Origin of the sequence: Longimicrobium sp., assembly GCF_036554565.1 — a bacterium.
Lineage (GTDB): Bacteria > Gemmatimonadota > Gemmatimonadetes > Longimicrobiales > Longimicrobiaceae > Longimicrobium.
In genome coordinates this window covers 1-11,499 of record NZ_DATBNB010000265.1, presented here as the reverse complement: position 1 = coordinate 11,499, position 11,499 = coordinate 1, and the positions used below count along the sequence as shown (strand labels likewise).

Below are 11,499 nucleotides of genomic sequence, written 5' to 3'. Positions count from 1 at the left end.
TCACGGCCACACCCAGCGAGCCAAAGGTGCCCGGGCAGGCGCCCTCCGGGTTTCTGATCCCAGACGATTCCGTGGCGAACCTCTACGCCCTGACGCGGGCGATCATGGGGCCGCGGGTGTCCGGGCCGTACCCGCCGGACGTCGTGCTCGTAAACTTTCACCCTTGGGCGAGCGGAGAAGAGCGGCAATCCGCCCTGGACTACGTCAAAGGCCGCGTAATCGGCGGCGGGTGGGATGCTTACTACGTGCTGGTACCCGCCGACGGTACCGCGGCGCCGCTGTGGCCCGCCGTCGACAAGCTCCTCGCGCTTCCACAGGTGTCGAACGCGGGCCCTGACGTAATGGCCTACCTGACTCCCAACGCCCGGATACCGAACGAGGGGACTGGCGAGCGCTTCGGGGCGATGCGGTGGGCGGGACCGCGGAGTGGCGCCCCCGCTGTGCGGAAGCTCCGGTAGTGGCAGAGCGAAAGAGAACCGGCGGAGGGCCAGGGGCTCTCCGCCGGTTTCTTCAGGTCCCACGCCCCCCTGACGTGCGTCGTCAGGGCAGCGCGATCACGAGGCCCGCCCCGATGCGCGCCGGAAACTGCCACTCCGACTCCGCCTGCAGGCGCAGGCCCAGGTTGCGGGTGGCGAACAGGTCCACGCCGGCATGCACGTGCGGCATCCAGGTGCGTCCTCCGCCCGTCCAGTACTCCAGGTTGGCACCCGCGCCGGCGAACGGCACCACGGCAGATCCAGCGCGGAAGCGGTACTCCGCGCCGCCCGAGAGCATCCACAGGTTGCCGAAGTGCGTGCAGGGCGCGTCCTCGACGAGCGGGCAGCCAATCATATCGTTCTTTGCCTGCGCTGCTCCCGCCCAGGCCACCACGGAGCCCCGCACGGGCACGCTCACGCGAAGGCCCTGCGTGCGCACCGCCTCCGCCCACTTCCATCCGCCATCGGGCAGGCTGGCCGTGCGCGAGACGGCGATCTGGATTCCGGGCCCGGCTGGCTGCTGTGCCTGCAGCGGTCCCGCGGCCGCGAGTGCCGCCAGGGGCACCGCGTACAGCCGACCAAGTAGCTTCATATGCATCCTTCGCGTGTGTGGATCCTGGAGCGACTCGCCCGCCGCGGTCAGCCGGACGTCCGCGGTCGCGTCCCGGCGAGCCCGACGAGAACGATAACGTCCGAACCGGACAAACGCCCACACCTGTTTCCGATTCCCCCACCACTCGTTGCAGGGCTTGCCAACGCTGAGGCCCGGAGAACCGAGTGGTTCTCCGGGCCGCGTCCGTTCGGGATGCGGCGAATCAGCGAGTCACGTCACCCGCAGCCACCGCTCCGCTTCACTGATCGCGACTCGTCAGCAGATGTACTCGCCGCACATCATTTCCACGTACACGTAGTGCTCGCTGCTCGTAGCGGAGCCGCCGCCGGTGACGATCACGCGCACATAGAACGAGGAGCTGCGGGGCGCCACGCTGCGGGTGTACGAGGCGCTGTTGGTGCCCACGTTGGTCCACGTGCCCGAGTACTCCGGCCGGTACTGCCACTGGTACGAATACGGCTTGGTCCCGCCCGTCGCCTGCGCGTTGAACGTGACGGACTGGGTGGTCGTCGGCGCCAGGTACGTGGGCCCGCTCACGCTCACCACCGGCGGCGAGGGCGGAGGCGGCGGGGGCGGGGTGGAGGCATCGTCCAGGCGCGTGTACAGGAGCAGGTTGGACGTGCCCGGGTTCACCCCCGAGAGCCGGCCCTGCGACGCGTGCCCCACCAGCGCGTTGCGAACGGTGGCGGGAGCCGCCAGCGGGTTCCCCTGCAGGTACAGCGCGGCCGCGCCCGTCACGTGCGGCGCCGCCATCGACGTGCCGCTGATGGTGTTGGTGCCCCCCGACAGCCAGGTGGACGTGATCCCGTCGCCCGGCGCGAACAGGTCTACGCAGCTGCCCCAGTTGCTGAACCACGCCTGGTGGTCCAGCGAGTTGCTGGCGCCCACCGTGACGGCCGCACTTACGCGGGCGGGCGAGTAGTAGCAGGCGTCGTTCGCGTCGTTGCCGGCGGACACCACGGTGGTGACCCCTGCCGCGATCAGGTTGTTCACGGCATCGTCCACCGACTGGTCGGACCAGCCGCCGAGCGACATGTTGACCACGGCGGGCTTCACGTGGTTCAGCCGCACCCAGTCCAGACCGGCGATGATGCCGCTCCACGCACCCGTGCCGTTGCAGTTCAGCACGCGCACGCCGATCAGGGTGGCCGACTTGGCCACGCCGTACGTGGTGGAGCCCACCGTACCCGCCACGTGCGTGCCGTGGCCGTGGCAATCCTGCCCGGTGCCGCCCAGGGCGTCGTACCCCACCGACGCGCGCCCGCCGAAGTCACCATGGGCGGTCTGGACACCCGTATCCACGACGTACACCCGCACCCCCGACCCGGTGGCCGCGTACGTGTAGGTGCCGTTCAGGGGACGGTCGCGCTGGTCCACCCGGTCCAGCCCCCAGCTGCCCGCCTGCGCCACGGTGACCACCCGGTCCGGCTCCACGTACGCCACCCGCGGGTTGCGGCGAAGCGCGTCGGCCGCCGCGTCGGGGAGCGTGGCCGCAAAGCCCTTGATCACGTGCTGATACGTGTAGTGTACCGTCGCGCCGTGCGCGTCGGCCAGTTGCCGCGCCAGCCCGGGTGCGTCGGTGACGTCGTTCTCGAAGACCACGATGTAGCGGCCGGGGATTGCATCCCCCGTCCGCGGGGACCGCGACTCGTGCGGCGCGATGGGTGCCGCCGCTGGCGTGTCGGGCGCGCTGGGCACGTCCGCGCACGCGGCCAGCCCGGCGGTGAACAGCATGGCTGCAACGAAGTGCCTGCCGCGGATGAGCATGTCTCGCATCCTCCCGTGCACTCCGGGTGACGTACGCTCCCGCCCCGTCCCGGAGTTGCACACGGGGGCGGGCGGATGCGGCCGGCCGGCCGCATCCTCGTTGTCCGGTACTGCCCTGCCGGCTCGCGAGCTACTGCGTCACATTACGTCTTGAAATGTGCAATCATCCTAAAACCGCGGTCGCACGAACGCAAGGGGTCCTTCGGAGCGACCGTCGTGCACTTTGAGGGCGCCGTTGCGGGGTGTTCGCTGAAGACACGAGGTGACGGGCGTCGATGAAAAAAGCCCGGCGGAGCGAGTGCTCCGCCGGGCCATGCGCTTCGGCCGGGATCGGCCAGGGTCAGGCCATCCGCAGCCAGCGGATCAGCTCGCCCATCGAGGGCTTCTTGCCGGTGCTCAGGATGCCGACGCGGTAGATCTTTCCCGCGATCCACACCACGCCCAGCATTCCCGCCACCAGCAGGGCGATGGCCGCCGCGATCTCCCACGCGGGAACGTCCGTCGCCACGGCGCGCATGGGCATCACCACCGGCGAGGTGAACGGGATCAGCGACAGGGTGCGCGCGGTGGTGCCCAGCGGGTCCGTCATCACCGGGACGATGAACACCATGGGGATGAACAGCGGCAGCATCAGGGGAAAGGTGAGCTGCTGCGCCTCCTGCTCACTGGTGACGGATGCGCCGGCCGCCGCGTACATCGCCGCGTACAGGATGAACCCGAAGGTGAAGAACACCAGCAGGATGGCCATCACCGAGGGCTCCATCTTCACCGCCGAGAACGCCGCGGCACTGATGCCGAAGCGGCGCTCCAGGAACCCCGCCTGCGACGCCAGCAGCGCCCCGAACGCCACCCAGATGCCGATCTGGAAGAGGACCACCGAGCCCAGCCCCAGCACCTTGCCCGCCATCAGGTGCATGGGCTTCACGGAGCTGACGATCACCTCCACGATGCGGTTGTTCTTTTCCTCCAGCACGCTGCGCATGGCGTTCTGGCCGTACAGCGTGATCAGCTGCACGAACAGGAACAGGATCACGTAGCTGGCGATCAGCGTGGCCATCAGGTTGCCGCGCTCCTGCCCGTCGCCGGTGATGCGCGCGGCCTGCACGTCCACGTCGCGCACCAGCTCCGCCACCTGCGCGGGCGTCATCCCGCTGCCGGCCAGGCGCACCTGCTGCACCGCCGCGGTGACGGCGCCCTCGATGTCCTGCACCACCTGCAGCTTGGTGACGTCGCGGGCGCGATAGGCCACCTGGCTCGTCTTCAGCACGTCCGCCCCGATGACCACGTAGCCGTCGATCTCCTTCTTCTCCACGCGCCCGTTCAGCGAGGCGCGCTGCGCGTCGATGGGCCCGGGAACGCGCTCCACGGTGTAGCGGATGGCCTCCTTGCCGGGCTTGGGCGCCTGCAGGGCGGCCGCCACACGCTCGCCGATTCCCGCGGGCGACTGGTCCACCAGCACCAGCGTGCGCTCGCCTCCGCCGCTCTTGATCAGCGCGGGAAGAAAGACCATCGCCACCATGAACACGGGGAACAGCACGGTTCCCACCAGGAACGACCGGGTCCGCACGCGCTCCTTGAACTCGCGGCGGATGATGATCATCACGTTACGCATGGGCCACCTCGGGGCTGCGGCGCGGACGGGCGGCGTCGCCCACCTTGCTGACGAAGATCTCGTGAAGCGACGGCTGCACGTGCTCGAAGCGAGAGAGCGGCACGTCGAGCCCGTTGGCGGCCGCCACCAGCTCGCGGGGGCTCGTAGACGGGCGAAGCTGGGCCACCCAGCCGTCGCGCGTGCGCTCCACGTTCTCGAACCCCGGCCAGGTGGCCATGAAGCGGTCCGCGGTGTCCGACGGCTCGTCGAACGCCACGGCGTAGCGGTTTCCGCGATGGGCGCGGCGCACGTCGCGAAGGTTGCCGTCCAGCACCTTTTCGCCTCCCGCGATGATGCAGACGTGCTCGCACATCTGCTCGGCCTGTTCCATGTTGTGCGTGCTGAAGATCACCGTGCGCCCCTCGTCGCGCGCCTGCAGAATGGTGTCGCGCAGCACCTCCTGGTTCACGGGGTCCAGCCCGGAGTGCGGCTCGTCCAAAATCAGCAGGTCGGGCGCGTGCACCACGGTCGTGACGAACTGCACCTTCTGCTGCATCCCCTTCGACAGCGTCTCGACCCTGGCGTTGCGCCAGTCGCCCAGCCCCATCCGCTCCAGCCACCGCGCGCCCTCGGACCTGGCCCGGGCCGCGGGAACGCCCTTGAGCTCGGCAAAGAAGGTGATCACGTCGATCACCGACATCTTCCGGTATAGGCCGCGCTCCTCGGGGAGGTAGCCCACGCGGCACAGGACGCCGCGGTCCACCTGGGGATCGGCGCCCAGCAGTGCAATGCGCCCGGAATCGCGGATGATGATGTTCATCACCATCCGCAGCGTGGTGGACTTGCCGGCACCGTTGGGGCCCAGGATGCCGTAGATGGTGCCCTGCGGCACCGCCAGGCTCAGGTTCTTGACCGCGGCATGGCCGGCGTAGCTCTTGGAAACGCCGTCCAGGAGGAGTGCGTGTGACATACGGTCTGGAGAAAGGGAGGAACGAGCCGTCCGGGGAGGAACGGCGTGGTTGCGCGCGCCGCTCTACGAGGCCCGGCGCAGGGAGGTTTCACGACGGGGTAACCGGCGGAGACGGAACGGTAACCACGCCCCGCCGGCCCGACAAGACGTCCGGCGCACGTGGCGTTGCCGCGCCGGGGCGGCCACCATACGTTCCCCGGTCGCCAGCGTTCCTCCCCCCACACGGATCCCGATGAGCCTCCACGCCGCGCTCCAGGCGCTCCGGTGCGTGCTGCCGGTTCTCCTCGTTCCGGCACTCGCGCGCGCCCAACCCGCCCCCGAGTATCCCCGGTGGACGGGGGATTTCGCGGTGCTCTCGGCGAACGCCCTGTTCGGCGGGGTGTCGGCGGGGCTGGTACAGGCGGCGCGCGGCGGCTCGTTCCGCGACGGGTTCACCCGCGGCGCCGCGGGCGGGGCGGGGGTGTACGCGGGAAAGCGCATCGCCTCGGCGCGGTGGGGGGGAGCTGGGCTCGTGGGCCGCCAGGTGGCGTCCGTCGGCTCGTCGGTGGTCTGGAACGCCGGCGCGGGACGCCCGTCGTTCGAGCAGGTGGCCCTTCCCCTGGGCCCGGTCCGCTTCTACCTGCGGACCTCGGGTGAGGGGCCCCGCCTGCAGGCCCGCGTGGATGTGCTCGCGGTGGCGGCCACGGCGTACGCCGCCACCCGGCCGGAGCTGGAGTGGGACCCGGCCAACAGCCTCTCCGCGGGCGTGATGGTGTTCCGCGCCCCGGAGCACCGGCTGCGCGTGGCGGGGCACGACGTGGGAGGGGTGACGTATCCCGGCACCGTGGTACTGGACACGAGCGACGAGTTCGACACCACCCGGTCCCTCGGCACGTTTACACACGAACGGGTTCACGTGGCGCAGATCGACCAGGTGTTCCTGGCCCTCGGACGGCCGGTGCAGGAGGCTGTTTCCAGCCGTGTGCCGGCCCTGCGCAGGGTGAGCCGGTGGATGGACGTGGACCTCGGCAGCCTGGGCGTGGTCGGGGCGGCCGCGCTGCTGCGAGCGCCCGTGCTGACGCAGCCGTGGGAGATGGAAGCCCGTTTCCTGACGGGCAACTGATGCGGCGCCGGTGGGCGGCGGCGGTGGCCCTCGTCCTGGCGTCCGGGTGCATGGAGTTCGACCCGGTGGGGCCGGGCGGGGAGGCCTACTTCGTCCTGCTCCTGCAAAGCCTGAACCCCGGCCCGGGGACCGCTCCCGACACCCTCTCCGTCAGCGGCTTCGTTTCCCACGTTCGTGGCGCGGAGTTTACCGACGAGACGCTGAGGATCGGGGAACGGGCCATCGCGCCCGCGATGAACCCCTTTGGTTTTCGGAGCTATTCCGACACGCTCCTGTTTTCGCCCGCAACCCTGGCGCAACCCAGAACCGTGACGCTTCCCAGGCCGGCCGGGCAGCCGCTGGCGCCTCAGGAGTTCCTGTTTCAGAGCGCAGCGCGCCGCGGCCCGGAAACGCTGACGGTGGGTGCGGGGCAGGACGTCGTTCTGCCCGTGGAGCCGGGGGCGCTGACGGCAGCAGCCGCCGAACCGATCGAGGAGCGATGGTCGGTGAGCCTGCTGCGCGGCCAGAAGAGCTCGGACATCGCGGCCACGTCGCCGCTGCCGCGCAGCATCGTAATCCCTGCTTCGCTGGTGCCCGTCGATACGGCTTCGGAGATGGACGTGGTGGTGCGGTCCACCAAGTCGCTTCGCGCTTCCGCCGGTGGGAACGTGTACGTGGATGTCCAGGCACACCTCCGCTGGCGGGTGCGAATCGCCCCGTGACGGACGTGTCCCCGGCTGACGCGGTTGAGCCCGGGCGTGCGGCCGGGTACATTCACCCGCTCGCGATGCAGGACCGACCACGAACCCGCCGGGGAACACCATGCCGGAGACGCCGCTGAAGGAACAGCTCCGTACCGACCTCAACCAGGCGCGCCGCGACCGCGACAAGCTGCGCACCACGGTGCTGTCCACCTTCCTCTCCGAGATCCGCAACAAGGAGATCGACCAGGGCAGGGAGGCGGCGGACGACGACGTGCGCGGCCTGCTGACCACCGCCATCAAGCGCCGCCGCGAAGCCGCCGAGCAGTTCCGCGCCGGCGGCCGGGCCGAGCTGGCGGAGAAGGAAGACCAGGAAGCCGCGCAGCTGCAGGCGTACCTTCCCCCCGCACTGGGCGACGACGAGGTGCGCGCCATGATCCGCGAGGCGATGGACGCGGGCGCGACGGACCTGGGCGGCATCATGAAGGCCGTCAGCCCGCGGGTGAAGGGTCGCTTCGAAGGCAAGGAGCTCAACCGCATGGCGCGCGAGGCGCTGGCCTGAGAACAGCAGTTTCACGCAGAGGACGCAGAGAAAACCGAGAGGACGCAGAGAAACGAAACGTCGTTCCTCTGCGTCCTCTCTTTCACCCCGGCGTCTTCTGCGTGAAACTTTCTTTGGGGAAGACGAGGGGCAGCGGACGGGTGACACGCCGCACTTGCGTGTCACTCTGTCCACTTGTAAGCTTCGTTCGCGCCTTCGCATCCATCCACCCTCTCGTTCGGCCCGGCAATGCCGTCCCGCGCACTCCAGGTATGGCACGCCGACAGCCGGCGAGCGCTGGATGAGATCGAGTCTGCCCACCGGGCGGTGGGCGGCGCGGGCCGGGGGCGGCGCACGGCGACGCAGCAGATCAACCAGGCTTACGCCGTCCTGCTCGCGTCGCAGTTCCAGCGCTTCTGCCGCGACCTGCACACCGAGTGCGTTGAGCACTTGATCGGATGCGCAGTTGCAGCGACCTTCGGATTCATCATGCGGAGTCGGTTCCTCGAGGGGAGAAAGCTGGACTCAGGGAACCCCAATCCGGGCAACATCGGCTCCGACTACGGGCGCCTCGGAATGCCGTTCTGGGATGCAGTCGCGGCGCTGGACGCTCGGAACAAGGAGCGCCAGCGCACGTTGTCGGAGTTGAACGTGTGGCGCAATGCGATTGCCCATCAGGACTTCACGCACCGCGACCTGTATGGGCAGGACCGAGTGCGCTTGGCCCAGGTGCGGGCCTGGAGAGCTGCTTGCAATCGCCTGGCAGTGGACTTCGACCGGGCAGTGCACGCACATTTGACGGACCTGACCGGTACGTCTCCATGGCAGGAGGAAGAATGGGAAGGAAGAAGACAAAGCCGCTGACGCTCCCCGTCGGCACCCGCGTGCTCGTGCACTGGCCGACGACGACGACCGAAGCCGAGGTGATCGAGGACCGCGGCTACCTGGGCATCGGCGGGCGGCAAATCGTGAGGATCCGGGCTACGCAGGAAACTGATCTGCCCAAGGATTTCGAAGTGCCCGCCGAAGAACTCGAAGTCATTTCGCTGCCGGAACCGAAGGTGCGGCGCCGGGCAGCAAGTTAACGAGAGCGGACAGCAGTTTCACGCAGAGGACGCAGAGAAAACCGAGAGGACGCAGAGAAACGAACCGTCGTTCCTCTGCGTCCTCTCTTTCACCCTCGGCGTCCTCTGCGTGAAACGTTCTTTTTTCGGGAAGTAGCCCGGCTCAGCCCAGCAAGTCGTCGACCGTGTCGAGGACGGAGCCGCGCGCCATGTTGGCCGACTCGTAGGCGTGGATCCGCAGCAGCGTGGCCCGGTCCAGTTCGGCCTCGCTCAGCCAGTCGACCAGGGTGTCGCGGTCCATCCCGTCGTAGCCCAGCACGGGCTCCTCCGTCTCCAGCGCCGTCGGCAGGCGATCGTCGTCGTCACCTTCGAAGCCGGAGGTGGCGGGGCGCAGCCAGCGCTGCCTACGCGAGTCGCGGAACGCGGCCACCACCACGCCCACCGCCGCCAGCCCCAGCAGAATTCTCAGCAGTCTCATCGCCGTCACGGGTAAGGGTTCGCGGCGGGAGTGAGCAAAAGCCCGGCCAGTTCGCTGCCTAGTTGGGCTGCTCCTCGGCCGGGCGCACGCGGATGCGCTGGGCCAGCGAGTGCGAGATCACCGCCCGCTCACCGTTGACGGAAAGCGACACGGGCCCCTCGAACGGCGACTTCTCCACCACCTGCACCTGCGCGCCGGGCTTCAGGTTAAGCGAGCCCAGGTAGCGCAGCTGCTCGGGCTCCTGCACCTGCACCTCCAGCACGCGGCGCGTGTCGCCAGGTGCCAGGTCGCCCAGCGCGGCGTAGGGGTTCAGGTCCACCTCGCCCGTGGCGCTGGGGATGGCCGCGCCGTGCGGATCGCGCTCGGGCTCGCCCAGCAGCCGCGCCAGCCGCTCGATCAGCTCGTCGCTGGCCGCGTGCTCCAGCCGCTCGGCCTCGTCGTGCACCCGGTCCCACTCGTAGCCCAGCTTTTCCACCAGGAACAGCTCCAGCACGCGATGGCGGCGGATGATCCGGAGCGCCGCCATCTCGCCCGCCGCCGTCAGCCGCACCCCGTAGTACGGCTCGTGGCGAAGCAGCTGGTGCTCGGCCAGCCGCTTGACCATGGCCGTCACCGCCGCCGCCGTCAGCCCCAGCCGCTCCGCGATGCGCGAGGTGGAGACCGGCGACTCCACCTGCTGCAGCATCCAGACGGCCTTGAGGTAGTCCTCGACGACCGGCGTGTAGGTGGGTTCGCTGTGCATGGCCCGTAGGTTACGGCGGCGCGCGCCGGTGTCAAGAACGGCGAGGGCCGCGCCGTGCGTCCCGGGCCGCACGGCCCTGCCTCGCCAATCTCTTGCGCCGTGCTGGCGCGGACCGCAACATTGGCAGGCCCCCACCGCGCCGCCCCCCGCCGCCGCGCCCCCATGCCCACCTCTCCGGACCTCCCGTACGACCCCCTTTCCGGCGCCCCGCCCGGCCCCGCCGCCGCCCTGGCCGGCGCGGATGACCTGTTCCGCGTGATGGTGGAGCAGTCGCTCGTGGGCCTGTACGTGATCCAGGACGGACTTCTCCGCTACGGAAACCCGCGCCTGGCGGCCATCTTTGGCCTTCCCCCCGGCTGGCTGGACACCCCGCGCCCGTTCCTGGACCTGGTGGCGGAGGAAGACCGCGGCCTGGTGGCCGAGAACATCCGCCGCCGCCTGGGCGGCGAGGTCGAGGCCATGCACTACCGCTTCCGCGGCCGGCGCCACGACGGGTCGCTGCTGTACCTGGAGGTGCACGGCAGGCGCACCGAGCTGGACGGCCGCCCCGCGGTGTTGGGCGTAGGGATCGACATCACCCGCCGCGTGCACGCCGAGCGCGAGCGCGAGCAGGCCATCACGGCGCGCGACCGCTTCTACGCCATGATCAGCCACGAGCTGCGCACTCCGGTCAGCGCGGTGATGCTGTACAACGACCTTCTCCTCTCCGGCGTCTACGATCCCCTGTCAGACGGGCAGCGCGAGGCGGTGGACCGCTCGCAGCACGCCGCCCGCCACCTGCTGGACCTGATCAACGACCTGCTGGACCTGGCCAAGCTCGAGGCCGGCAAGCTGGAAACGCGCGTGGAGGACATGGAGGCCGCCGCGGTGGTGGAGGGCGCCGTCTCCGTCGTCCGGCCGCTCGCGCTGGAGCACGGGTGCGAGCTGTCGGTGTCGTTCGACGAGCGGCCCCTGCCGGTGACCGGCGATGCGCGCCGCGTGCGGCAGATCCTGCTGAACCTGCTTTCCAACGCCGTCAAGTTCGGCCACGGCCATCCCGTAACGGTACGCGGGGGGCGCTGCGAGGGCGGCGTCTTCGTCGAGGTGGCTGACCAGGGCGAGGGCATTCCCCCCGCCGACCTGGAGCGCATCTTCGACGACTTCGTGCAGCTGGGCGACCCCGGCGTGGGCACGGGGCTGGGGCTGCCCCTGGCCCGGCGCCTGGCCGAGATGCAGGGCGGCTCGCTGCACGTGTCCTCCACCGCGGGGCGGGGAAGCACCTTCCGCCTGGAGCTTCCCGCCGCCGTCCCGCCGATGGCCCCATCGACCGGCTTTTCCTCCTCGCCTTCTTCGGCTATTCTTCGGTAGAGGCATTCGGCCGCGGGCTACTACGGCCAATGGCTCCGGCGCGTTATCTTTGACGGTTCCGCGCGCCCGAGCCGTACGACCCGCAGCCGAATGAATCCGCACGCCCTGAACGTCCTGGAATACCGCGA

13 protein-coding genes are annotated in these 11,499 nt (G+C 69.8%); 7 read left to right on the top strand and 6 right to left on the bottom strand.

Features of this window, described 5'->3' with window-relative positions; all coding sequences use genetic code 11:
- Nucleotides 1-458: hypothetical protein (locus VIB55_RS07215; protein WP_331875996.1), on the top strand; the 458-nt coding region annotated here is incomplete at its 5' end.
- Nucleotides 459-540: 82 nt separating this feature from the next.
- Here VIB55_RS07215 and VIB55_RS07210 read toward each other — a convergent pair.
- The 4 genes from VIB55_RS07210 to VIB55_RS07195 all read right to left on the bottom strand — a co-directional run bounded on the left by VIB55_RS07210 (nucleotide 541) and on the right by VIB55_RS07195 (nucleotide 5,417).
- Complete coding sequence (locus VIB55_RS07210; protein WP_331875995.1) at nucleotides 541-1,068, bottom strand: hypothetical protein; 528 nt, start codon at nucleotides 1,066-1,068, stop codon at nucleotides 541-543.
- A gap of 276 nt (nucleotides 1,069-1,344) precedes the next feature.
- Nucleotides 1,345-2,856: a S8 family peptidase gene (locus tag VIB55_RS07205; protein WP_331875994.1), complete on the bottom strand. Its 1,512-nt coding sequence runs from the start codon at nucleotides 2,854-2,856 to the stop codon at nucleotides 1,345-1,347.
- Between the two features lie 340 nt (nucleotides 2,857-3,196).
- Nucleotides 3,197-4,468 carry an ABC transporter permease gene (locus tag VIB55_RS07200; RefSeq protein WP_331875993.1) on the bottom strand — a complete coding sequence of 424 codons (1,272 nt, stop codon included), beginning with the start codon at nucleotides 4,466-4,468 and terminating at the stop codon, nucleotides 3,197-3,199.
- Nucleotides 4,461-5,417, bottom strand: a complete 957-nt coding sequence (locus VIB55_RS07195) for an ABC transporter ATP-binding protein (RefSeq protein WP_331875992.1) — start codon at nucleotides 5,415-5,417, stop codon at nucleotides 4,461-4,463. The genes VIB55_RS07200 and VIB55_RS07195 overlap by 8 nt, the downstream gene beginning before the upstream one ends.
- A gap of 232 nt (nucleotides 5,418-5,649) precedes the next feature.
- Between VIB55_RS07195 and VIB55_RS07190 the strand changes: the two genes are divergently transcribed.
- From VIB55_RS07190 to VIB55_RS07170, 5 genes are all read left to right on the top strand, one after another.
- Complete coding sequence (locus VIB55_RS07190; protein WP_331875991.1) at nucleotides 5,650-6,519, top strand: hypothetical protein; 870 nt, start codon at nucleotides 5,650-5,652, stop codon at nucleotides 6,517-6,519.
- Nucleotides 6,519-7,220, top strand: coding sequence for a hypothetical protein (locus tag VIB55_RS07185; protein WP_331875990.1), 702 nt, complete (start codon nucleotides 6,519-6,521; stop codon nucleotides 7,218-7,220). The genes VIB55_RS07190 and VIB55_RS07185 overlap by 1 nt, the downstream gene beginning before the upstream one ends.
- Nucleotides 7,221-7,320: 100 nt before the next feature.
- On the top strand, nucleotides 7,321-7,761 hold the full coding sequence (locus VIB55_RS07180) for a GatB/YqeY domain-containing protein (protein ID WP_331875989.1): 441 nt from the start codon (nucleotides 7,321-7,323) through the stop codon (nucleotides 7,759-7,761).
- 228 nt (nucleotides 7,762-7,989) lie between these two features.
- Complete coding sequence (locus VIB55_RS07175; protein WP_331875988.1) at nucleotides 7,990-8,604, top strand: hypothetical protein; 615 nt, start codon at nucleotides 7,990-7,992, stop codon at nucleotides 8,602-8,604.
- Complete coding sequence (locus VIB55_RS07170; protein ID WP_331025468.1) at nucleotides 8,577-8,825, top strand: hypothetical protein; 249 nt, start codon at nucleotides 8,577-8,579, stop codon at nucleotides 8,823-8,825. Before VIB55_RS07175 ends, VIB55_RS07170 begins: the two co-directional genes overlap by 28 nt.
- A 142-nt stretch (nucleotides 8,826-8,967) precedes the next feature.
- Here the strand turns inward: VIB55_RS07170 and VIB55_RS07165 are convergent, their stop codons facing one another.
- Together VIB55_RS07165 and VIB55_RS07160 are read right to left on the bottom strand one after the other, a co-directional pair.
- Complete coding sequence (locus VIB55_RS07165; protein ID WP_331875987.1) at nucleotides 8,968-9,282, bottom strand: hypothetical protein; 315 nt, start codon at nucleotides 9,280-9,282, stop codon at nucleotides 8,968-8,970.
- Between the two features lie 58 nt (nucleotides 9,283-9,340).
- On the bottom strand, nucleotides 9,341-10,024 hold the full coding sequence (locus tag VIB55_RS07160) for a metal-dependent transcriptional regulator (protein WP_331875986.1): 684 nt from the start codon (nucleotides 10,022-10,024) through the stop codon (nucleotides 9,341-9,343).
- A gap of 162 nt (nucleotides 10,025-10,186) precedes the next feature.
- Here VIB55_RS07160 and VIB55_RS07155 point away from each other — a divergent pair, with 162 nt between their 5' ends.
- Nucleotides 10,187-11,371, top strand: a complete 1,185-nt coding sequence (locus tag VIB55_RS07155; RefSeq protein WP_331875985.1) for a PAS domain-containing sensor histidine kinase — start codon at nucleotides 10,187-10,189, stop codon at nucleotides 11,369-11,371.
- The last annotated feature ends 128 nt before the right edge of the window (nucleotides 11,372-11,499 follow it).